General features: G+C 72.4%; 18 protein-coding genes and 3 pseudogenes. 12 read left to right on the top strand and 9 right to left on the bottom strand.

Annotated features, from left to right (window positions below; translation table 11 throughout):
* Positions 1-6: 6 nt before the first annotated feature.
* The gene (locus ABEB13_RS39570; RefSeq protein WP_345709431.1) at positions 7-678 is read right to left on the bottom strand and encodes a TetR/AcrR family transcriptional regulator; all 672 of its coding nucleotides are present in this window, start codon (positions 676-678) and stop codon (positions 7-9) included.
* Between the two features lie 106 nt (positions 679-784).
* Between ABEB13_RS39570 and ABEB13_RS39565 the strand changes: the two genes are divergently transcribed.
* Positions 785-1,624 carry a patatin-like phospholipase family protein gene (locus ABEB13_RS39565; RefSeq protein ID WP_345709430.1) on the top strand — a complete coding sequence of 280 codons (840 nt, stop codon included), beginning with the start codon at positions 785-787 and terminating at the stop codon, positions 1,622-1,624.
* Between the two features lie 837 nt (positions 1,625-2,461).
* Here the strand turns inward: ABEB13_RS39565 and ABEB13_RS39560 are convergent.
* Positions 2,462-2,744, bottom strand: a pseudogene (locus ABEB13_RS39560) (NAD(P)H-dependent oxidoreductase); the annotation flags it as partial.
* Between the two features lie 317 nt (positions 2,745-3,061).
* On the opposite strand from ABEB13_RS39560, the gene ABEB13_RS39555 reads away from it, so the two are divergent.
* Entirely contained in the window at positions 3,062-3,937 is an 876-nt protein-coding gene (locus ABEB13_RS39555; RefSeq protein ID WP_345709429.1) for a phosphatidylinositol-specific phospholipase C, read from the top strand.
* Between the two features lie 474 nt (positions 3,938-4,411).
* Here the strand turns inward: ABEB13_RS39555 and ABEB13_RS39550 are convergent, their stop codons facing one another.
* On the bottom strand, positions 4,412-6,139 hold the full coding sequence (locus ABEB13_RS39550) for an ABC transporter ATP-binding protein (protein WP_345709428.1): 1,728 nt from the start codon (positions 6,137-6,139) through the stop codon (positions 4,412-4,414).
* A gap of 7 nt (positions 6,140-6,146) precedes the next feature.
* A pseudogene (locus tag ABEB13_RS39545) lies at positions 6,147-7,874 on the bottom strand (ABC transporter transmembrane domain-containing protein); the annotation flags it as partial.
* A 122-nt stretch (positions 7,875-7,996) separates the two neighbouring features.
* On the opposite strand from ABEB13_RS39545, the gene ABEB13_RS39540 reads away from it, so the two are divergent.
* The 3 genes from ABEB13_RS39540 to ABEB13_RS39530 all read left to right on the top strand — a co-directional run bounded on the left by ABEB13_RS39540 (position 7,997) and on the right by ABEB13_RS39530 (position 9,847).
* Entirely contained in the window at positions 7,997-8,485 is a 489-nt protein-coding gene (locus ABEB13_RS39540) for a MarR family winged helix-turn-helix transcriptional regulator (protein WP_345709427.1), read from the top strand.
* Between the two features lie 94 nt (positions 8,486-8,579).
* Positions 8,580-9,401 (top strand): MFS transporter, encoded by an 822-nt coding sequence (locus ABEB13_RS39535; protein WP_345709426.1) that lies wholly within the window; start codon positions 8,580-8,582, stop codon positions 9,399-9,401.
* Positions 9,341-9,847, top strand: coding sequence for an MFS transporter (locus ABEB13_RS39530; protein ID WP_345709984.1), 507 nt, complete (start codon positions 9,341-9,343; stop codon positions 9,845-9,847). The genes ABEB13_RS39535 and ABEB13_RS39530 overlap by 61 nt, the downstream gene beginning before the upstream one ends.
* 417 nt (positions 9,848-10,264) lie before the next feature.
* Here ABEB13_RS39530 and ABEB13_RS39525 read toward each other — a convergent pair whose 3' ends face one another.
* The 5 genes from ABEB13_RS39525 to ABEB13_RS39505 form a co-directional block, all read right to left on the bottom strand.
* Positions 10,265-11,185 carry a hypothetical protein gene (locus ABEB13_RS39525; RefSeq protein ID WP_345709425.1) on the bottom strand — a complete coding sequence of 307 codons (921 nt, stop codon included), beginning with the start codon at positions 11,183-11,185 and terminating at the stop codon, positions 10,265-10,267.
* 131 nt (positions 11,186-11,316) lie between these two features.
* Complete coding sequence (locus ABEB13_RS39520) at positions 11,317-11,934, bottom strand: ATP-binding cassette domain-containing protein (RefSeq protein ID WP_345709983.1); 618 nt, start codon at positions 11,932-11,934, stop codon at positions 11,317-11,319.
* Positions 11,935-12,036: 102 nt separating this feature from the next.
* Positions 12,037-12,441 carry a hypothetical protein gene (locus tag ABEB13_RS39515; RefSeq protein ID WP_345709424.1) on the bottom strand — a complete coding sequence of 135 codons (405 nt, stop codon included), beginning with the start codon at positions 12,439-12,441 and terminating at the stop codon, positions 12,037-12,039.
* 153 nt (positions 12,442-12,594) lie between these two features.
* Positions 12,595-12,930, bottom strand: coding sequence for a hypothetical protein (locus ABEB13_RS39510; RefSeq protein ID WP_345709423.1), 336 nt, complete (start codon positions 12,928-12,930; stop codon positions 12,595-12,597).
* Positions 12,931-13,311: 381 nt separating this feature from the next.
* Positions 13,312-14,196: an SCO4651 family lipoprotein gene (locus tag ABEB13_RS39505; protein ID WP_345709422.1), complete on the bottom strand. Its 885-nt coding sequence runs from the start codon at positions 14,194-14,196 to the stop codon at positions 13,312-13,314.
* A 460-nt stretch (positions 14,197-14,656) separates the two neighbouring features.
* Here ABEB13_RS39505 and ABEB13_RS39500 point away from each other — a divergent pair, with 460 nt between their 5' ends.
* From ABEB13_RS39500 to ABEB13_RS39465, 7 genes and pseudogenes are all read left to right on the top strand, one after another.
* Positions 14,657-14,884: a hypothetical protein gene (locus tag ABEB13_RS39500; RefSeq protein ID WP_345709421.1), complete on the top strand. Its 228-nt coding sequence runs from the start codon at positions 14,657-14,659 to the stop codon at positions 14,882-14,884.
* A gap of 370 nt (positions 14,885-15,254) precedes the next feature.
* Complete coding sequence (locus ABEB13_RS39495; RefSeq protein ID WP_345709420.1) at positions 15,255-15,431, top strand: hypothetical protein; 177 nt, start codon at positions 15,255-15,257, stop codon at positions 15,429-15,431.
* Between the two features lie 97 nt (positions 15,432-15,528).
* Positions 15,529-17,952, top strand: a pseudogene (locus ABEB13_RS39490) (MGH1-like glycoside hydrolase domain-containing protein); the annotation flags it as partial.
* Positions 17,889-18,665 (top strand): LamG domain-containing protein, encoded by a 777-nt coding sequence (locus ABEB13_RS39485; protein ID WP_345709419.1) that lies wholly within the window; start codon positions 17,889-17,891, stop codon positions 18,663-18,665. The pseudogene ABEB13_RS39490 and the gene ABEB13_RS39485, both read left to right, overlap by 64 nt.
* Before the next feature lie 1,051 nt (positions 18,666-19,716).
* The gene (locus tag ABEB13_RS39475; protein WP_345709418.1) at positions 19,717-20,355 is read left to right on the top strand and encodes a carbonic anhydrase; all 639 of its coding nucleotides are present in this window, start codon (positions 19,717-19,719) and stop codon (positions 20,353-20,355) included.
* A gap of 189 nt (positions 20,356-20,544) precedes the next feature.
* On the top strand, positions 20,545-20,667 hold the full coding sequence (locus tag ABEB13_RS39470; protein ID WP_345709417.1) for a hypothetical protein: 123 nt from the start codon (positions 20,545-20,547) through the stop codon (positions 20,665-20,667).
* Positions 20,668-20,985: 318 nt separating this feature from the next.
* Complete coding sequence (locus ABEB13_RS39465; RefSeq protein ID WP_345709416.1) at positions 20,986-21,411, top strand: BrxA/BrxB family bacilliredoxin; 426 nt, start codon at positions 20,986-20,988, stop codon at positions 21,409-21,411.
* Positions 21,412-21,503: the final 92 nt, after the last annotated feature.

Here is a 21,503-nt window from a genome sequence, read left to right as displayed (position 1 = left end):
GGCCGATCAATGGGCGGTGCGGTGCGGGCCGAGGCGGTGGAGGACGGCGCCGAGCTGCTCGGGGCGCAGTGCGGGGGCGGGCAGGGAGGAGTGGCCGGGCGAGGCGCGGAAGCTGTCGAGAAGGAGGGCCAGAGGACGGCGCCAGGCGTCGGGATCGGCGGCCTCGGTGAGGGCGGGGACGGTGCGGCCGAGGGCGGCGAGCGCGAGCAGGACATCCTCGGGCGCGAGGTCCGGGCGGATGCTGCCCCGGTCTCGGCCGCGGGCCAAGAGGATGTCGACGGTCTGCCGATTGTGCTCGTGCACGGCCTGCAGGGCCCGGCTGTCCGGCAGCTGTGCGGTCATGAGGTCGTTGCTGCCGCGGTCGGCGGCGAGGCCGGTGAAGACGTGCTCCAGGTACTGGGTGAGCGCCTCCCACGGGTCCTCGACGGAGCGGGCGTGCTCACCGGCGGCCGAGGTGGCGGCGAGCAGGTCGCCGAAGACCGCGTCGACCAGCGCCGCCCGGCTCGGGAAGTGGCGGTACAGGGTGGCGTTGCCGACGCCCGCACGGCGGGCGATCACGTCGAGCGGGGCGTCGATGCCCTGTTCGGCGAAGGCCTGGCGGGCCGCGTCGACCAGGAGGTCCCGGTTGCGCCGGGCGTCGCGCCGCTTGGATGGTGCCGTGCCGCTCGCGGCGTCCATGCTCACCTCCGGAAAACGGGGAGTGCTCCCCGGTGCAGGTGCTATCGTCCCACAGGGAAATGGGGAGCTGTCCCCGTTTCAGCTTACTTGCGGAGAAGGGAGTGCCGTGAACGATGCCGCACTGGTGCTCGGCGGCGGCGGACCCGTCGGCGGCGCCTGGATGGTCGGCGTGCTCGCCGGCCTCGTCGAGGCAGGTGTCGACCCGGCCGCCGCCGACACCCTCATCGGGACCTCCGCAGGAGCGATCCACGGCACCCGGCTCGCCTTCGGCGAGAGCCCCCGAGATCTGTACGAGCGCCAACTCGCGGACCTCGACCGGATCGAGATGCGCGTCACCCTCGCTCAGACCGCCCGCTTCCTGTGGGCGGCTCTTCCTGCCCGGGACCCGGAACGCTCGATCCGGCGGCTCGGGCGCGCCGCCCTCACCGCGCACCCCGCCCCCGACCGCGGTCTGCACGACATCGTGCGGACCATGCTGGGCGACCTCACCGCCTGGCCGGATCGCCCCCTGCGGATCACCGCCGTCGATGCCGCCACCGGACGGATCGAGGCGTTCGACGCCGGGTCCGGGCTCGCCCTCGTCGACGCGGTCGCCGCCAGCTGCGCCGTACCGCTGCTCTGGCAGCCCGTCACCGCCCTCGGACGGCAGTGGATCGACGGCGGCTCCCGCTCCACCGGCAACCTCCAACTGGCCACCGGCCAACGGCAGGTCCTCGCGGTCACGCCGATTCCCACCGCCGTGGGCCCGCACCCGGATGCCCAGCGGCAGGCAGCCGAACTCCGTGCGGCCGGCACCCGTACCACCCTGGTCGTCCCGGACGGCGAAGCCCGCCGCGCGATGGGCCGCGACCTCACCGCCAACGCCCGTCGTCCGGCCGCCGCCCGAGCTGGCCACCGCCAGGGCATCGCCGCCGCGGCGGCCCTCATCCGCACCTGGCCCAGGTGATTCCGCCCCACTACCGCGCCGAAACCACCCTGTCCCGCACCTCGGATCCGGTGTGGTGCCGGCGCAGCGGGACATCGGCTCGATCGTGCGGCGCATCGTGGTCGGCCCGCCGGTGACGGGCGCATTGTGCGTGTCGGGTGCAGCAGGCACTGGCCGTGATCGACGCAGCCGCCCGCCCGAGACAGCGCCGTCCGCCTCGCCGGCCCGGCCTGCGGCGCGGCTGCGTCACAGGACCGGCGCGGGCGCGATGCGGCTGGACCACCGGAACGACGCTGATCGTCTGCCGGGTGACGTAAGGTCGAGCGCTCCCATCGTCCGCACGCGGAGAGCGGACACCCGGGAGGCCGGATCTTGCCGGCGGAATGCGGACGGTGGCGACACTGGGCCGTACCACCAACGTCGCCACGGGAGCTCGGAACTTCCAGACCCGTCCGCGCATCGTGCGAGGCGGACGGGTGCCACCCGATCCGGGGGACCGCCACAGATCTGAGCAAGGTGCTCGACGCTCCGCCCCCGCCCGCGGACACCGGCGGATCGTCACGGCCGCGGGAGCTCGAGTGGCAAGGAGGATCCGTCGACGCAGCAGGGCAAAGCTCGCGCGCCCGTGGCCCTGCCTCGTGAGGTACGTGATCCGGTTGACGTGTCCCTTGACGGGACCGCTGTTCCAGCGCGGGGTGAGGCCGGCGGTCACGGCGTCGAGGTCCTGGCGCCGGCTTTCGGCGCCGGTGCGGGCGGGACGTGTGGAGCGGGGTGGCCGGGGCCGAGAGCGGATGGTTGGCTGCCACTGCCATCGGTCTGCTCTCGGGCCGCCGGCCCCGCCTGGTCCGGAGCCGGTGGTCAGCCGCGCACGTGCAGCCCGAAGCCCGTGCGGCCTGCGGGCCAGTCCCTCCTTCAGGTGCAGCGAGGGGATCTCGTAGTCACCGAAGTTCTGCGGGCGGAACGCGATCGGCTCGGTCGATTCCAGTATGAGCAAGCGCTGCTCCCAGGCCTTGGCGACGCCCAGGTAGTCCTCGTCGCTCATCCGGTCGGTGCCGTACAGCACGAACGGCGGCAGTACGTCGATACCCGGGTAGTAGAGGATGCCGTGGTGGATCGGGAACAGCAGATCGTCGACGGGGCCGACGACCTCGCCGTCCGGATGGCAGCCCGTCACGTCCCCGGCCCGTGGGCAGATCAGTCACCAGCATCTCCACCACGGCCAATCCTCCCGGCCCGGGCTCCCGGCTGAGGACCCGGACGCGGGCAGGATGCGCCGGGAAGTCCCCGACCCGTGCTCCGGCATGGACCGTGATCACGCCGGTCCTGGGTGAGGTGCGCCGGGCGGATCCCCGTGCCTCCACCCACAGCGGCGCCGACGCGGGTATGGCCCGGAGGCGGGCGGCCGCCAATAATGGACGTGTCCATGACCTGTCGGTCCGTCAGCAGGAGGTCGATCCCTTGTCCCTGACCAACGCTCCGATCACCAGACGCACCTTCGCCCGCTCCGCGCTCGCCGCCGCCCTGGCCGGCACGGGGCTCGGCCTCGGAGCGCCACGGGCCTCCGCCACCGCCCGGGCCGCGGCCGTGCCCGGCGGCGCCGACTGGCTCGGTGCCCTCGGCCCCGACGCCACGCTGTCCCGGCTCACCCTCCCCGGCACCCACGACACCTGCGCCCTGTACGGCGGTGCCCTGGTGCAGACCCAGTCGCTGGGCATCCCGGACCAACTGGCGGCCGGAGTGAGGTTCCTGGACATCCGGTGCCGGGCCGTCGACGGGGTGTTCGCGATCCACCACTCGCAGTTCTTCCAGAACATCTTCTTCGGAGACGTCCTCAACCAGGTCGGCGCCTTCCTCGCCGCCCACCCGGGCGAGACCGTGGTGATGCGGGTCAAGCAGGAGTACTCCAGCGTCCCCGACGCCGACTTCGGAGCGATCTTCGCCGACTACCAGCGCCGCTGGCCGGGCCTGATGTGGAGCGAGGACCGCATACCGCGGCTCGGCGACGTCCGCGGCAGGATCGTGCTGCTCGCCGACAACGGCGCGCTGCCGGGCATCCGCTGGGGCGGGTCCCGCACCGACATCGAGGACGACTACGACATCGGCACGATCTTCGACTTCTACAACCGCAAGTGGCCGGAGGCCTCCTCGCACCTGGACGCCGCCCGGCCTCCGGCGACCCGAACCGCCTGTTTCTCACTTTCACCTCCAGCTCCGGCTGGGGCCTGTGGCCGCGTCAGGCCGCCGACGCGGCAGCCTCGAAGATCCGCGGCTACCTCGGCGGACTCGACCACGCCTCCCGCCCGGTGCTCGGCACCGTCCCGATGGACTTCGTGACGGCCGACTCCGCGCGCAGCCTCTACGCGCTGAACTTCGGCGGCTGACGGCGAGGGCGTCCGCCCCGGCCGTCACGACACCGACGACGACGGCCACCGGGGCGGACGCCACCGCCTCCTCGCGGGTCCGGCGACGTGTCCTGCGGATCACGACTGCGGTGTACGTCCTGGACGGCACACGGATCCGTACATGGACGAGTTCTGGCAGGTCGTCATGGACGCCTCCGACAGTCCCGGGCGCCAGTACTTCGGCAGGAACGTCGATGCCTTGCCGACTGCCTCAGCGGCGGCCCCGGCCACCCCGGCGTCGACGAGTACGCCGTCGAGTCCCCGCAGGGAGCGTGAGTGGCGGGGAGCACTGCTCCCCGCAGGTTCCCTGTCGCGATCATGCACCGAACCCCTTCGTAGGGCTCGGGCCGGCACGGGTCGTCAGGGCTGACCGCAGCCGTCGGGCAGGTGGCAACCATGTTGCCCGTCAGCTCTGCCAGGTGCGCCAGAGGGTGGCGTAGGGGCCGTTGTTGGCGACCAGTTCGTGGTGGGGGCCGACCTCGGTGAGGCGGCCGTTCTCCATGACGGCGACCCGGTCCGCGTCGTGGGCGGTGTGCAGGCGGTGGGCGATCGCGATGACGGTGCGGCCGGCGAGGACGGCGGCCAGCGCCCGTTCGGTGTTGCGGGCGGCCGTGGGGTCGAGCAGTGCGGTGGCCTCGTCCAGGATCACCGTGTGCGGGTCAGCGAGGACGACCCGGGCGAGCGCGAGCTGCTGGGCCCGGGCACCGTCGAGCCGGTGGCCGCCGGCGCCGAGCTCGGTGTCCAGGCCGTCGGGCAACTCGTGGGTCCAGCCGACGGCGGTGAGGGCGGCTCGGAGGTCGGCATCGCCGGCGTCGGGGGCGACGATCGCCAGGTTGTCGCGCAGGGTGCCGATGAACACGTGGTGCTCCTGGGTGACCAGGACGACCTGGCGGCGCAGCCGCTCGGGGTCGAGCCCGGCGATCGGGACGCCGCCGACCGTGACAGTGCCGGTGCGCGGGTGCTCCATGCCGGCCAGTAGCCGGCTGAGGGTGGTCTTGCCCGAGCCGGACGGGCCGACCACGGCGAGTCGCTCGCCGGGCCGTACGGTGAGGTCGACGCCGTGCAGCACGTCCTCACCGCTGTCGTAGGCGTAGCGGACTCCGGTGATCTCGATCCGGTCGTCCGTCGGCTCGGCGGCGGCGAAATCGCCGTTCTGCGGGGCGTCGCCCAGGCCTTCGACCCGGGCGAACGACGCGGCGGCGCTCTGCAGTTGGTCGGTCCAGACGACGATGGTGTCGAGCGGGGCCTCCAGCTGGCGCACGTACAGGGCGGCGGAGACGGCGGCGCCGACGCTGACCACGCCGTGGGCGTGCAGCAGGGCGCCGGTCAGCAGGACCACCACGACGGGCACGGTGTAGGAGATGCTGACGGCCGGGAAGAAGACGTTGCGCAGGAAGAGGGTGCGTTCGCGGGTGCGGCGGCACTCCTCGACGGCCCTCTCGCCGACGGCGGTCCGGTGCCGTTGGAGCCCGAGCGCCTCGACGGTCCGGGCACCGGAGGCGGTGGCGGCGAGGACCTCGGCCAGCGCGGAGTTGGCGGCGCCCTCGTCGAGGTAGCCGGCGCGGGCCCGGCGCAGGTACCAGCGGGCGCCCGACCAGATGCCGGCCATGCCGAGCGCGCCGCAGGCGCCGAGCAGGGGCTGGACGGTGAGGATCGCTCCGACGATCAGGAGGATCTGCAGGACGGCGATGAAGACGTCCGGTGCGGCATCGCGCAGGGCGTTGCCGACGGCGGCGACGTCGGTGGTTCCACGGGCGGTCAGGTCGCCGGTGCCCGCGCGCTCCACCGTGTCGGCGGGCAGGGCCAGGGCGCGGGCGGTGTACTGCTCGCGGATCCGGGCCGAGGCCCGTTCGCCGAAGCGGTGGGCGAGGTAGCGGGCCTGGCGGGAGAGCAGCAGTTGGGCAACGGCGCCGGCCAGGATGGCGAGGGCGAGCCGGTCGACGGTGCGGGATCCGGTGCCCGTGGTGACCGCGTCGATGATCCGGCCGAGCAGCCAGGGCCCGGTCAGTCCGGCGATCGCGGCCAGGGCGTTGAGGGCGAGCATGGCGGTGAAGGCGCCGCGTTCCAGGCGGACCAGTGCGAGCGCGGCGCGGCGCACGGCGGCGGGGCCGGCGACGGGGAGCTGGGCGGTCATCGGACGGCCTCCTCGGCGCAGCGGGGGCGGGCGCCGTGGCCCCGGCCTCGTCACGGGTGACCAGGGCGCGGTAGCCGGGGTGGTCGTGGAGCAGGTCGCGGTGGCGGCCGGTGGCGGCGACCTTGCCGTCGACCAGGTGGATCACCGTGTCGGCCTGGTCGAGCAGGAGCGGGGAGACGCCGGTGACGAGGGTGGTCCGTCCGGCTCGGGCGCGGCGGAGCCCGGAGGCCATCGCGGCTTCGGTGTGGGCGTCGACGGCGGAGGTCGGTTCGACGGCGAGCAGCACCTCGGGGTCGGCGGCGAGCGCGCGGGCTAGCCGCAGGCGCTGGCGCTGACCTCCGGAGAGGTTGCGGCCCTCGGCCTCGATCGCGGAGTCCAGGCCGTCCGGGAGGCCGCGCAGGACGTCGAGGGCGGCAGCGGCCTCCAGGGCGCCGATCAGGCTCGCGTCCGTGCGGTGGTGACGGCCGGAGAGCAGGTCGCGCAGCGGGCCGGCGAAGAGGGCGGCCTCGTTGTCGGCGACCAGGATGTCGGCACGGACGGCGGCCAGGGCGACCGCCGAGATCCGCCGGTCGCCCCATTCGGCGGCGGAGTCGACGAAGCGGCCGAGGCGGTCGACCACCGCGGCACTGTCCTCCGGCCGGGAGGAGGCGAGGACGGTGAGCCGGCCGGGCTCCACCTCGACGCCCGAGTCGGGGTCGCGCAGGACGGCGGGGCCTGTCGGGGCGGCCGTGCCGTTGGTATCGGTGTCCGGGTCGAGGGCGAGGAAGCGCACCACCCGGGCGGAGGCGACAAGCCCGCGGCTGATGTCCTGTCCGCTCTCGATCAGGAACTGGACGGGAAAGACCAGCACCGCCACGTACCCGTAGACGGCGACGAGCTGGCCCACCGTGATGTCGCCGTCGGCGGCCATCCGGGCGGCCAGCCAGGTGACGGCGGCGAGGAAGAGCGTGGGCAGTCCGACGCCGAAGGACTGCAGCCAGCTGGTGACGGCGCCGACCCGGTAGCCGTCGGCCTGCAGCTCCTGCGAGTCCCGCCCGTAGCGCTCGGCATAGGTCTCCTTGCCGCCGAGGCCGTTGAGCACCCGCAGCCCGCCGACCATGTCCTCGAACCGGGCGGCCAGTCGCCCTTGCTTCTCGCGGTAGCGGGCCTCCACGTCGCGGAGTCTGCCGACCAGTGGGGCGACCACTCCGCTCACCAGCGGGACGCCGATCAGCACGACGGCGGCGAGCAGCGGGGAGACGGAAAGCAGCAGGACCGCCACGGTGCCGATCGCGACCAGCGAGCCGATGCCGGGGCCGACGAAGGTGAGGGTTCGGGCGATCTGGCCCACGTCGCCGATGCCGATGGTGACGACCTCGCCGGAGGTGACCAGCCGGGGCAGCGCCGAGCCGAGCCGGACGGACTGCCGGATCACGACCCGGACGGTGCGGAAGCTGGCATCCATCCGCAGCCTGGTCATGGTCCGGTGGCGCAGCATGCTGATTCCGGCGTTCAGCAGACCGGCCACCAGGATGAGCGCGGTCCAGCCGACCACGGTGCGCGGCCGTCCGGCCTTGAGACCGTCGTCGACGGCGCGTGAGAGCAGGTACGGCTGCAGGGTCAGCATGAGCATCCAGGTGCTGCTCAGCAGCGCCCCGATGGCGACCCGCCGCTTCTGGGTGGCGGTCAGCCACCAGAGGTAGCGGGAGGCACTGCGGATGTCCGGGGTCCCCGGGTCGGCGTTCAGGTCGTCCACCCGCCGACCCTAGCGGCGTTCCACCCGGACCGGCCTGTGATTTTCCCGTCACCGACCACGGAGGGTGATCGGAGGGGGCTTGTCGAGGGGCTCGATTGTCGCAGCGCTGTTATATTAGCGCTGTGACATCTTCAGATCCCACGGCGCTGCCCGATCCCTGGCACTCCCTGCACGAGCTGCTGGCAGCCATGGACGCCGAGATCGAGCAGGTCTACGTCGAGCGCGGCATCGAGGGGGTTCGGCCCCGGTTCGCCTATCCGCTGATCCGGCTCGCCCACACCGGGCCGCTGACCATTCGCGAGCTGGCGAAGTCCCTGGACCGCTCGCACTCCGCGATCAGCCAGACCATCGCCGCCATGCGCAAGGAGGATCTCGTCACCTCCGAACCGGGGCCCGACGCCCGCACCCGGCGCATCGACCTGACCGAGCGCGGCCGATCGCTGGTGCCGTTCCTGGAGGCGGAGTGGCGCGCCACCCACGCGACGGTCGCCGAGCTGGACAGTGAGGTCCCGTACGCGATGACCACCGTGGTCGAGGAGGTGCGGCGGGCTCTGGCACGCCGGTCGATGCGGGAGCGGGTCCTCCACCACCTCGTCGAACCACCGCGATGACGGGGCGTGCCCGGCCCCTGCCCGGGCCGGTGTCCGTGCCCGTGTCCGTGTCCGTGCCCGTGTCCGTGTCCGTGCCCGTGCCCGGCTCCTCGACATGCGCCCGCTGCGCAGCAGTCGGTCGTTCCGCACCCTGTGGATCGGCACCTCCGCCTCTCAACTCGGCGGGCAGATGGCCAACGTGGCGGTGCTGGCCCAGGTCTGGGACCTGACCAGGAGCCCGGTGGGCACCGGCGTCCTCGGGCTCGCCACCGGCCTGCCGATGGTGCTGTTCGGTCTGCTCGGCGGCACGTTGGCCGACACCTTCGACCGCCGGGCGGTGGTGCGGGCCAGCACCGCGGGCCAACTGCTGGCCGCGGCAGGACTGTGCGCCCAGGCCCTGGCGGACAACCGCAACGTGCTGCTGCTGCTCGCCCTCGTCGCCGCCGGGACAAGTTGCAGCGCTCTCGGAGCTCCCGCCCGGCGCACCTTCCCGGTCCGCCTGCTGGCGGGCGACCAGGTCGCGGCCGGTCTTGCGCTGACCAACGTCTCCTTCCAGGCGGCGATGCTGGCCGGGCCCGCACTGGCCGGCCTCATCATCGCCCGCTGGGACTTCCCTGCCGCCTACGCCGCCCAGGCCGTGGCCATGGCAGTCTCGGTGCTCACGGTGATCCGCCTGCCGGCCATGCGGCCCGAAGGCGCCGACACGGCAGGCGGCAAACGGCGGCCGGAGCGCGGCGGCTGGCGGATCGTCCTTCGCCGCCCGACGCTGTGGGGCTCGATGGCCACCGACCTGTCGGCAACACTGCTCGCCATGCCCATCGCGCTCTTCCCGCTGGTCAACGAGATCCGCTTCGAGGAGACCCGCAGACCCTCGGCCTGTTCCTCTCGGCCGTCGCGGTCGGGGGGATCACGGCCGGCCTGCTCTCCGGCACGGTGACGCGCCGGCGCCGTTCGGGCCTGGTGCAGCTGTCCGCAGCCTGCGTCTGGGGCCTGGCACTGGCCGGTTTCGGCCTGGCGGGGCCGTTGTGGCTCGCACTCGGCTGCCTGGCCGTGGCGGGCGCGGCCGACACCGTGTCCGTCGTCACCCGCAGCGCCCTGGTCCAACTGGAGACCCCGGACGCGTTCCGGGGGCGGGTCTCCTCGATGGAGCACGTCATCGGTGTCGCAGGCCCCGAACTCGGCAACTTCCGTGGCGGACTGCTGGCGTCGGCCACCTCCGCCTCCTTCTCCCTGTTCTTCGGCGGACTGTCCGCCGTCCTGGCGATCGCCGCCGTGGCAGCGATCAACGGGCCCCTCCGCGCCTACCGCACCCCGCCTGCCGCCGCGGAGCCGACCACCCCTGGAGTCGCCGACGCCACAGTGGTCGCCGGCCAAGGTCCATAGCGCCGCCTCCGCTCGGGGGCACCTGCCCGGGGCTGAGGGGCGTGTTCCGGCTGCTTCCCGGCCCGGTGTGTCGAGGCTCACCCCGGCATGGCGGCAGCGACGCGGCCCACACCCTCGCGTGCCTGTCCGACTTTGCGGACCGACAGGAGGAGGGTGGCTCGCGCTGGTACGAACCGGGGGTGACCGAGAACCCGGACACGCGGCCGCGAGGCGACCTGGTTGGAGCGTTCGTTGCCCCTCCTCCCCGAGGGCAGCACCGTGCGGCAGGCCGACGGCACACGGTGACCGGACCAGGGAACGTCGTACTCGCGCGTCCGAGCCGCCGGAAAGGGGCCGGTCGGCCGGCAGGCGGGCCCGGCCCGTCCCTGCCGTGGCCCCATGGACGGAGTCGGGCCCGAGTCCCTGCAGGGGGCCGGTTCACGTCGTGGTGCGAGCCCTGCACACGCACCACCAGGTGATCGCCAGGGACAGGACGAGGAGCGTGAGGTTGAGGCCGTTCTCGATCAGGTGGAAGGTCCCGAGTCGGCCTGCCGGCTGGAACCGCTGCTGGATGCCGACCAGGTCGTGCTGCTGGAGGCAGGACAGGAAGGCGCCGGGCTTGTCGTCCGGGATGGTCCCGCACCACTGGCCCATCACCTCGTGGAACGGGTGGATGTGCCCGGCCGAGTCGACGGACGCGCCCTGACCGTTGTCCAGACTCAGCGTGTTCGGCACTGCCGCCCCTGACGCCGGCTCGGCCCCGGTCTGGTCGCGCAGCGACGTGGTGGCCGTCAGCGGCGCCTGGAAGTACGGACGCCACTGCGCCATGAGCACGATCCCGCCGACGAAGGCGCCCAGCACGACCGCGAAGGCCGACACCATCCGGCGCAGCACAGCGCCCGCAGCGACGCCGAACATCAGCCAGGCCGGGGCGAGGGTCAGGGGAAGCCGGCCGCCCGCCTGGAAGACCGTGCCCTCGAAGAGGCTGCGCCGGTCCGCGAGGCGAACGAGGGCGGCGACGTGCTGGCTTTCGGCCGCCAGGGCGGCGGCGAGCAGGGTGACGGCTCCCCCGAGGACGAGGAGCTTGCCGGTGAGCCAGCGCAGCGGGCTGATGTCCTGCGACCAGGCGAGGACGAGGGTGCGCTGTTCGTACTCTCGGGCCAGGACGGGCACGCCGAGGAAGAGTCCGAGGAGGACGGGCAGGAACACGACGGTGTTCAGCTGGTAGTTGGCGATGGTCGAGCCGTGGCCGAGCCGACTGGTGCGGTCGAAGGCAGCCGCCCGGGTGCAGTTCGGGCCGGAGCACAGGTCGAGGGCCTGCTGGAGGGAGGCGGCGTTCACCGCCATCCAGATCGGCATCCCGGCAGTGACGGCGGTAGCGATCAGGAGCGGCCACCGGTGCTGGCGCCAGGTGAGCCAGAGCATGCCGCGCCACTCGAAGCCGCGGCGTTAGGCGGCCGGGCGGGCGGGGGCGGCGGTCGCGGTGGCGCTCACTGCCCGGTCTCCGCGATCGAGGTCCTGAGATGGGCGAGCACGATGTCCTCCGTGGCGAGTGGATGGCCGCTCCAGCCGGGCGCGTCCATGGCGGTCGCCGGGCCGAGCAGGGCACGGACGATGAAGGTGGACTGCCGGGCGGTGTGGGTGGCGTGGACGACCTGGCCTTCGACGGGCGGCCGGTCCGCGCGCGGGCCGGTGACGCGCACATGGTGGGCCAGGAGGTCATCGACGTTGCTGTCCAGCAGGGTGCGGCCGTGGGAGAGCAGCAACAAGTGGTCGCTCACGCAATCGAGTTCGGCCACGACGTGAGTGGAGAGCATCACCGTCATTCCGGTCTCGGCGACCTCGGCGAGCAGTTCGCCGGTCACCGCCCTGCGTGCGACCGGGTCCAGGTTGGCCAGCGGCTCGTCGAGCAGCAGCAGGGACGGGCACGCGCCGAGGGCGACGGCGAGCGCGACCTGCGCCTGCCGGCCACCGGAGAGCCGGTCGCACCGCCGGTCCAGCGGGACGGTGAACCGCTCCAGCCATCCCAGCGCCCGCCGCTGGTCCCACACGCGGTTGGTGTGGCGGCCGAAGGCGAGCATGTCGGCAACGGTGAAGCTGCGATACAGCGCCTTGTCCTGGAGTTCAGGCCGGGGCGCCGATGGAATCGGGCCGCAGTGCGGCGCCGGGCGGTCTCACGGTGAACGGACCATGGGCCGCCCGTTGCCCGGTCACACGCCGCGCAGGGCCTTGTGGGCGCCGTACGCCTCCAGGAATCCCTGGATCACCTGCACGTCGTCACCGAAGGACGCGGAGCGCCACTTCCCCTTTTCTCCGTTGCGGAGCCGCAGGTCCAGCCAGGCGGAGATGTTCACCCTGGTGCTGTCGGAGAAGCTCTGACCCCGGACCTGCAGCTCCACCCCGGCGAGGTCGTCGAACCTGACGATGTCCAGCGGCGTACGGTCGTCCCGGTATTCGACGGTGCCGTCGGGGGTGATGACCAGCAAGGGGTCGGGGTCGTGCGAGGAACCGCGCAGGAAGCCGGACACCTTCCCACGCCTCTTGGTGTAGACCCGCCAGCTCGCCGGCGCGACGCCTTGGCGGGCCTGTTCGAGGACGGTCTGCGGGTCGGTCATACCGCGGATTATTCCGTCCCCGAAGGAACGGCCGCCACCCCCAGGGCGCGGTAATGCGCCGGACGGATGGAACGACGCAGCCCGCGCAGGCGCGGCTCGGTGCGCCCGAGCGGCAGTGGCCTGTCCCGTCCCGCCCGGACGTGCACGGCGAGGTCACACCCATGCGCGCCGGGCGACCAGGAGATACAAGCCCTGAACGATCAGCTGGACGTACAACGGCGTGGGCGAGATCGCCAGCAGGAAGGGCATCGCCGTAACCGCGAGTCCGAGCGCCAGCCAGAGGCGCAACGGATCCCACGCGGCTCTCGGCGCCGACAGGTTGGCGAAGGCGATGACCAGCAGGGCGGGGCCGCCGAAGCAGAGCGACATCGAGAACAGCAGGTCGTAGACCGAGCCCTCGGTGAACGGCACGATGTCCATCCGGGACACCACCAGCCACACCGCCGCGTTGATCACCAGGTACTTCGCCGCTTCTCCGGAGAACCTCACCCCGCACACCTTCCCGTTGTGAACGCACCATCGTCCGCGGCAACCGGCACCGGAACGGCGCGCCTGCCGCAGGCGGGTCGGACGAACGCCATGCCGCAGCGCCGGCGGCCCGGTCGGGGTGACGGCGGGCCGTGGCGGTGCCGGTCGTCACCGGGCAGCCGGCTCTGCGGCCACCGTCCGGTTCGGCGCGGTTCACTGATGCCGCATTCGTCCCGCCACCGTCGACGAAACGTCACCCCCGCGATCGACACGCTCCTCGGTCGGCGCGACGAGCCTCGGTGGGTGCGACGAGGACCGCTGGGCGAGGAGCAGTGAAGGGCCTGGTTCCTGCCGGTGCGACCCGCCGAAGACGCAGCGGAGAACGGCTCCTTCGGGCTGGTGTCAGCTGGTGCCGCCGACGGAGCCGGAGGCGCCGTTCAGCATGCCGGCGAGGTCGTTGGTGTCACTGGCAGGGGGCGCGGTGACGGTGACGGGAGTGGTGCCGTAGTCGGAGTAGTCGACCGTCACGTCGAACTGCGTGGCGGCCGTCGACGGCGTGGACTCGTGCACGCGGACCGGGAGGCCCTGGCCGTTGACCCACAGGTCGACGTTCATCGTGGTGAGGCCGAGCTTGGTGGACTGCGCGAGCAGGGACTTGAGCGACGGGTCCTGCCCGGCCGCGAGCCTGGCAAAGTCCACGGTGCCGGAGTAGTGCGTCGTCTGGACACCGTCCACGGTCTCCTGGCCCGCGCGCTTGATGTCGGCCGAGGAGGTGAACAGCTTCAACTGCGTCGCCGGGTCGTTGCTGGAGTTGCTGTTCATCTGGTTGGCCATCGCCTGGCCGGAGGCGCCGAGCGAGGAGAGGTCCATCTTCAGCCAGTGCTTGCCACCGAAGTTGGTGGCCGCTGCATCGCCCATGTTCGTGTAGGTGGTGGTGCCGCTCATCAGCACGCGCATCGAGCCGTCGCCGCCGAGCTGCGCGGCCAGCTGCGGCATGGTCATCGTCATGTCCATCGCGATCGGCTTCCAGGACATGGCGCCGGAGCCGGTGGTGCTGACGTCCTGCCCCTTGACGTGGACGTGCTCGGACATCTTGATCTTGGCCGAGGTGTACTGCGAGGTGGCCTTGGTGCTCTGCGTCATGGCGTCGGCAACGGTGACCATCGGCACGGAGACGGCCTTCGTGGCGCCGGAGGCGTCAGGGGCGTTCTTGGGACCGTTGCATGCGGACAGTCCGGCCACGGCAAGGACGGTGGCGGCGGCGGTCAGAGTACGGGTGTGACGCATGGGATCCCCCTGTTTATGAGCTGTACGGACCGTGACGCTACACCTGTCCTACGACGGCGAACGAGCCGTTATCCGCTCAACCGTCGGAGCCGGCACCGGCCGCGGACCTGGGCGGACGGTCGGGGTCAGTGGTCGGGGCCGACGCGCCGGATCGGGTCGTATGCGGTCAGGAAGCCGCACATGCCCAGGGTGATGTCCGGCCGGCTGGCAATCCCGTGGACCGAGGCGCGGTCCAGCACCGGCACGGGCACGGGCACGGTCTTCGGTGACACATTCGACGCCCTGCCCCTCGGGGCTCTCGCCACCGGGACCGACGGTTGGACGGTGGCCTCGACCGGACACCAGGTCAACGTGGTCGCCAACCCCAGCACCGCCACCCAGACCTACGACCCGCTACATCGGCACCACCCACGCGCTGACCGCCGCACCCCTGCGGGTGAGCGCCCCGAGCATCGCCGGCATGGCGTTCTACGCCAACAGCACCGGCTACGGCAGCGCCTACGTCGACAACGTCCTGGTGCACCGACCGATCCTGATCGAGGTGTGGGGCCTGTGCGCGAGCACGGGCCCCACACCTGTGTCCCTTGGTCCAGGCGTTCGCAGCAGCGGGTCCGACGACCGGGGCCTCGGCGCCTTGCGGGTGAGGGCGGGACAGCAACGGCGCAGGATTGAATTTCTAACGATGTAGAAGACAGTGGACCATCGGCAGCGAGCGTGTCAAGACTCGCGTCGAGGCCTGACAGCAGACTTGAGTCGAGAACATTGCGCACGGGACGCCAGAAATGCTTGCTCCCGACCTGGTTCACGCGTGCGCAACGCTTCGGAAGCCGCACGGAGCGCATCGAAGCAGCAGATCAGGGCTCCCATACGGTCCCGCACGGAGCGGAGTTGGGGGCAAGGGGTGGACACGCCACCGACACCGTGCTGTCATTCTCCTGCCCGGATTTCCAACGTTGTGATCCATGAGGCCGAGTTCCGTCCCGCCCCTCCCGCAGGCGTCCACCCAGTCTCCCCTTCCCCTGCCACCACCACTCCCGCGAGCAGTCGTGGAGATATACATGATTGACCGTCAGCACGGCCGTCCCTGGCTGCAGTCCGACAATCTCGCCGGGACCTGGTCCTCGTTCCGGAGCGGACGGACCACCGCCATGACCTGCGTCGCGCAGGTCGGCGGTGTGCCCTTCCTGCTCCCGGTGGTCGGCGGCGTCTTCGCCCTGCTGAGCCCCGGCACGTAGTACACCCGCCGTCGTCGAGTGACCGGGGCGCACGGGAGGCGCCCGGGTCGCCACGACGACGGACTTCCTGTCCGCACCGACCGATGGAGGATGCCCGATGCCCGAACCCGTGGGCCGCGACCGAGCCACGTGGCACACCCTGCGCAGAGCCGCCCGCAGGATTCTCGTCGCCGCGGCCGCGATCACGACGGTCGCAACGACCGTTCCCGGCGCGGCCGTACCCGCCCGGGCAGCAGAGAGCACCGTGTCGGCGTCCGCGGCCGACACCTATCCCTCCGTGGGCGCCGGTACGCACTTCCTCGACGACTCCTCGTACCTGTCCGGCTTCAACGACCCCGCGTGGTACCAGGCGAACATCCCGTTCGTGGACCTGCCGGACCCGACGGTGCAGAGCGTCTACTACTACCGCTGGCGGACCTGGAAGGAGCACCTGCGCTACACCAACCCCCGTGACGGCTGGATCTCGACCGAGTTCCTCGACTGCTGCGGCTACGCCGCCCCCTACCAGGCGATCAACGCCGCCGCGGCCCACCAGGTCACCGAAGGGCGCTGGGTCCGCGACCAGAGCTACGTCGACGACTACGTCCGCTTCTGGCTCACCGGCCCGGGTGCCGGCGCCAAGCCGGCCACGGACGGCGTGAACGCCGACACCACCGACTGGGCGCACGAGTACAGCGTCTGGCTCGCCTCGGCCGCCTACGGCCAGGCCCAGGCGACCGGGGACTTCTCGCAGGTGCGCACCCTCCTCCCGGCACTGGTCCGCCAGTACCGCGGCTGGGACAAGCAGTTGAACCCGCAGCTGGGCCTGTACTGGTCCGTTCCGGTATGGGACGCCATGGAGCTGTCGGCATCGTCCTACGCCTCCGACGACCCGTATCACGGCGGAGCGGGATACCGGCCGACCCTCAACTCCTACCAGTACGGGGACGCCACCGCGATCAGCGCGATCGCGGACCTGGTCGGCGACCACGCGCTCGCCAGCGAGTACGCGGCTCGCGCCGCCGGCCTCAAGTCGGCCATGCAGAAGTGGCTGTGGGACTCCGGCCGGAAGTTCTACTACACCATGGCTCGCGACAACAACCCGGACCACAAGCTGTCCGACACCCGCGAGGAAATCGGCTACCTGCCGTGGATGTTCGGGGCGGCCGAATCGGACGACGCCTCGGCCTGGTCCCAACTGCTCGACCCCCAGGGCTTCGCCGCTGCCTACGGACCGACGACGGCGGAGCGCCGCAGCCCGTGGTTCATGCACGAGGCCGGCGGGTGCTGCCGCTGGGACGGTCCGAGCTGGCCGTTCTCGACGAGTCAGACGCTCACCGGGCTCGCCACCCTCCTCGACGACTACCCGTCGCAGACCGCGATCACCAAGGCCGACTACGCCCAGGCGCTGCAGACCTACGCCGCCACCCAGATGCGCAACGGGAAGCCGTACGTCGCCGAGGGCCACGACCCGGACCTCAACCAGTGGATCTACGACGGCAACAACCACAGCGAGGACTACAACCACTCCACCTTCAACGACCTCGTCCTGTCCGGTCTGCTGGGACTGCGCCCGCAGACGGGCGGCAACCTGCGCATCCAGCCGCTCGTCCCGGCCGGCTGGGACCACTTCGCCGCCGAGAACGTGCCCTACCACGGCCACAACGTCACCCTGCTCTGGGACCGCGACGGCACCCACTACGGACAGGGCGCCGGCATGCGCGTCTACGTCGACGGCCGCCTCAGCCGCACCTCGCCCACCCTCCGGGACCTGACGGTCGGCGTCGGAGCCGCCCGCGCCGGCGCGCAGAGCGACCTGGTCGACGACGCCACGAACCCGCTGCGCCAGGGCTACCCCAAGCCGATCACGTCCTACACCTGGCGCTCCGACGACGCGTGGAACGCCCTGGACGGCAAGGTGTGGTTCAACGAGGTTCCCGAGAACACCCGGTGGACCAACTACAGCTCGCCGCACGGGAACGACTACTACGGCGTCGACTTCGGCGCGCCGACCGCCGTCAGCGACATCCGCTGGTACGGATACGACGACGGGGGCGGCGTGCGTCCGGCGGCCGACTACCGCCTGCAGTACTGGGACGGGACCGCCTGGCAGGACGTTCCGGACCAGACCCGCAGCTCCGCGGCGCCGGTGGGCAACGGCCTCAACCGGATCACCTTCCCGGCGATCACGACCACGCAGGTACGACTGCTCTTCACCAACCCGGCGGGCGCCTATGTCGGCGTGTCCGAGTTCGAGTCGCTGGCACCCTCCAGCCGCGACGCAAGCGTCACCGTCGGTCCGGTCAACGCCAACGGCGTGGTCACGGTCGGCAGTTCCACCACGGTCGACGTCTCCGTGCACAACGACACCGGCCACCGGCTCGACGCCGCCTCCGTCGCCCTCGGGCTACCGGACGGCTGGACGGCCCGGCCGGCGGCGGCCGGCCCCAGGTCGATCGAGCCGCGCGGCTCGGCGGTGTGGCGGTTCACGATCAGCCCCGCGGCCGGGGAGGCGCCGGGCAGCTCGGCAGCCCTGACGGCGACCGCGTCGTACCGCTCGTCGAGCGGCGCCACGGGCACCACCCGCACCACGCACACGCTCCAGAACCTCGTCGTCTCCTTCCCCCGGGGCAGCGGGATCCGCTCGGCACCTGGTCGCTGGACGAGGGCGCCGGCACCGTGGCCCATGACAGCTCCGGCACCGACGACATCCAGCTCAGCGGCACCCCGTCCTGGGTGCCCGGCGCCTCGGGAACCGCCCTGCAGTTCAACGGCGGCGCCACCCAGTACGGGCAGTCCGCCGGACCGGTCCTCGACACGGTCGGGAACTTCACCGTCGCCGCGCGGGTCCGCATCGACCGCACCGGGTCGTGGGCCACGGCCGTGAGCCAGGACGGCACCACCACCAGTGGCTTCTTCCTGCAGTACTCGGCCGCGGACAACCGCCTTGCCTTCTCGACCGGCGAGGGCCGTGCACTGTCCGACCAGGCCCCGGCGGCCGGTCAGTGGTACCAGGTGGTCGGCGTGCACGACGCCGACGCCGGCACTTACACGCTGTACGTCGACGGCAAGGCGCAGGCGACGGTCTGGCACCAGCCGACGGGCGATCCCGCCCCCGGCCCGTTCGCCCTCGGCCGCGCCTACTCCGGCGGTCGCAACAGCGACTTCTGGCCGGGCAGCGTCGATCAGGTGCACGTCTGGAACCGCGCTCTGCCCGCCACCGACGTCGCCACGCTGTACAGCTCGGGCGGCTGACGACGCCACCGGAGCCCGAAGGTGCGCCCGGTGTGCCGCCGGACTGTGAAGGTCGGCGGGACACCGGGCGTTCGGGCTTCTCCGACCACGGGGCTTCGACGCCGAGGACGGTCCCGAAGGGGCCGCGGGACGCCGACCCGGCCCGACGGTCGGCGGGCCGCGGAAGCCCTGTCGCGCGGAGGACGCTCCCGGAGTCCCCCGGGCCAGTCCGGCATCGTCATGAGTCCTGGGCTGCAGCGCTCGGGGCACCCTGACCCGCTGGTGCCGCCACCGGCACGGCTGGGCGCCCCTCCAGCACCGCCGCCGCCCGCGCTGCCCCGGTCGAAGACGTCCGGGAACCTCGCTCGGGGACGACTTCGATCGACAGGCGTCGGGCCGCACGGTCCCGTGGCGGCCGGCGAGGGCACCCCGCGCCGCTCCGCCGAGCGCCCGGCATCTTCACAGCGTCGGCTTGACGGAGCCTGCCTCCCCGGGGCGAACGAGGTGCAGTTGCCGCCGAGACCCACGGCCACGGCCATGCCTGGTCGGGATGGCACTGCTCGGTGGCCCTCAGCCCTCCACACCGAGCAGCCGGACGAACCCGTCGATCTCACGGGCCGCAGGGTCGGTGTCCCTCCTCCCCGAGATCGCGATCTTCCAGATCGTGCCGTCCGAGGCCGGGCGACGCCCCCGTAGCCCCACAAGGACTTCGCGGCGGGCTTCAGCACCGTGGCACCGGCCTGTACGGCCGCGCCGACGGAGCCCTCGACGGTGGCCGGACCGGACACCGTGAGCGCCAGGGTGAACCCGCGGTATCCGACCGAGGGCGCCTCGGCCGCCCGCACCCGTACGTGCGCGTCCATGCCGACTTCTTCCCCGTCTTCGCCTTCGGTACCCGGAACGATGGCGAAGGCAGACCACTCGGAGCAGCCGGTGACCGCAGCCGGTCGATTCCGCTCTCCTCGGATTCCGTCCGCACTGCAGCCCGCGTTGTGGGCACCGACCGCTGCGATTCCGCCGACGAACCGATGCCGGTGACCCGTCCAGTCGGGACGCCCCGTAGGCTGCCGTCATGACCGGTGATCGAATGACTGTCCACGCCGCGCTGGAGACACTGCTGGCAGGCAACCGGCGTTTCATCGCCGGCAGCCCCGAGCACCCGAACCAGGACGCCGCACGCCGCGCCGCCATCGTGCCGTCCCAGAGCCCGTTCGCGGTCCTGTTCGGCTGCTCCGACTCCCGTCTGGCCGCGGAGATCATCTTCGACCGCGGCCTGGGCGACCTGTTCGTGGTCCGCACCGCCGGCCACGTCCTCGGCCCGGAGGTGCTCGGCAGCATCGAGTACGGCGTCAGCGTGCTCGGCAGCCCGCTGGTCGTCGTCCTCGGCCACGACTCCTGCGGTGCCGTCGCCGCCACCCGCGCCGCCGTCCAGGACGGCACGACCGCCACCGGCTACGTGCGCGACGTGATCGAACGCGTCACCCCGAGCGTCCTCGCAGCCCGCGCCGCCGGCCACACCGACGACAGCGACTTCATCGACACCCACATACAGCACACGGTGGACCTGCTGCTGGACCGCTCCCGCGTCCTCGCCGACGCCGTCGACGCCGGCACCGCCGCTGTGGTCGGCCTCTCCTACCGGCTCGTCGACGGAACCGCCCGGCTCGTCACCGTCCGCGGCACCGAGGCGCCCGTCGGTACCCCCTCCTGACCCGCCCGTCCGCCCCGGCCCCCGTCGGCCGGGGCGGACGCCACCGACCCCCCCCCCCCCCCCCCGCAGACCCTGCCGAGCGCGCAGCGGAGCGTCGCGCGCAGCACGGCGACGGGCCCTGGAGCCGCGGCGGCATGACCCGGACCGCGCAGCTTTGCGTTCTCCCGGGCGCCGACCTCGACCATGTCGGTGACGATCGAGTGGGGCTGCGCGGTCGACGGCCGGCACTCGACAGCCTGCGGGGTGAACCGGCCCGCCACCGGCACCACGGCCATCCGCGACGTCCACTCCTGGTCGCCCTGCCGCCTCTGACCCGCGAGGCCCGGCCCACCGACCGTTCGGAGCCCACCACACGGCAGAACCCGCCGCCTGCGGCAGCACGGCCGGCCCGGAGCTGCCGAGCGCCGAGGGGCGGCGGCACATCGCCACGGAGCGGTGGTTCGTGGCCGATCAGCGGAGCGGCACGGAGCGGGCGGGCCGGAGGGCGACCAACAGCACCGCAGCGGCAGCCCGACGCAGCGACCGGATCCGCGGCATCCACCGCCGCCGCGCCGGTCATGGCTGCGGCGTCTTCCGCACCACGGCGAATACGCTTTGCGTCCGAACCATTCCGTTCAGTGAGGAGCTCCGATGCCGTACTCGCCGCTGCTGGTCAAGCCCATGAAGGAAGAACTGACGTCGATCGGGTTCAAGGAACTGCTGACCGCGGCCGAGGTCGACGCCGCGATGGACGGTGCGACCACCGGCGTCACCCTGGTGGCCATCAACAGCGTCAGCGGCTGCGCGGCGGGCATGGCCCGCCCGGGCGTCCGCCTCGCCCTGGAAAGCGACGGCAAGCACCCCGACCGCCTCTACACGGTCTTCGCCGAGCAGGACTTGGAGGCCACCGCGAGGATGCGCAACCACTTCCCCGACATCCCGCCGTCCGACCCGTCCTTCGCCCTCTTCAAGGACGGCGAGCTCGTCCACTTCATCCCGCGCCACCGCATCGAGGGCCGCGACGCCCGGCAGGTGGCCGCCGACCTCACCAACGCGTTCGAGGAGTTCTGCCAGTAGTCGCGGGCGCTCCCCCGGTGCAGCAACCCGGGCGCTCCCGGCAGGTGCCGGGAGCGCCCGTCGGCACCGATCTCCACAGCGGGCGGCGCCGG

Source organism: Kitasatospora paranensis (assembly GCF_039544005.1).
GTDB lineage: Bacteria > Actinomycetota > Actinomycetes > Streptomycetales > Streptomycetaceae > Kitasatospora > Kitasatospora paranensis.
This window is presented reverse-complemented; position numbering and strand designations above follow the sequence as displayed.

What these genes read in the sequence shown, in the direction of transcription:
- ABEB13_RS39570 (WP_345709431.1), bottom strand. Translation starts at nt 678, where the DNA reads ATGGACGCCGCGAGCGGCACGGCACCATCCAAGCGGCGCGACGCCCGG.
- ABEB13_RS39550 (WP_345709428.1), bottom strand. Translation starts at nt 6,139, where the DNA reads ATGACCGCCCAGCTCCCCGTCGCCGGCCCCGCCGCCGTGCGCCGCGCC.
- ABEB13_RS39535 (WP_345709426.1), top strand. Translation starts at nt 8,580, where the DNA reads ATGCGCCCGCTGCGCAGCAGTCGGTCGTTCCGCACCCTGTGGATCGGC.
- ABEB13_RS39525 (WP_345709425.1), bottom strand. Translation starts at nt 11,185, where the DNA reads ATGCCGATCTGGATGGCGGTGAACGCCGCCTCCCTCCAGCAGGCCCTC.
- ABEB13_RS39515 (WP_345709424.1), bottom strand. Translation starts at nt 12,441, where the DNA reads ATGACCGACCCGCAGACCGTCCTCGAACAGGCCCGCCAAGGCGTCGCG.
- ABEB13_RS39505 (WP_345709422.1), bottom strand. Translation starts at nt 14,196, where the DNA reads ATGCGTCACACCCGTACTCTGACCGCCGCCGCCACCGTCCTTGCCGTG.
- ABEB13_RS39500 (WP_345709421.1), top strand. Translation starts at nt 14,657, where the DNA reads ATGGCGTTCTACGCCAACAGCACCGGCTACGGCAGCGCCTACGTCGAC.
- ABEB13_RS39495 (WP_345709420.1), top strand. Translation starts at nt 15,255, where the DNA reads ATGATTGACCGTCAGCACGGCCGTCCCTGGCTGCAGTCCGACAATCTC.
- ABEB13_RS39475 (WP_345709418.1), top strand. Translation starts at nt 19,717, where the DNA reads ATGACCGGTGATCGAATGACTGTCCACGCCGCGCTGGAGACACTGCTG.
- ABEB13_RS39465 (WP_345709416.1), top strand. Translation starts at nt 20,986, where the DNA reads ATGCCGTACTCGCCGCTGCTGGTCAAGCCCATGAAGGAAGAACTGACG.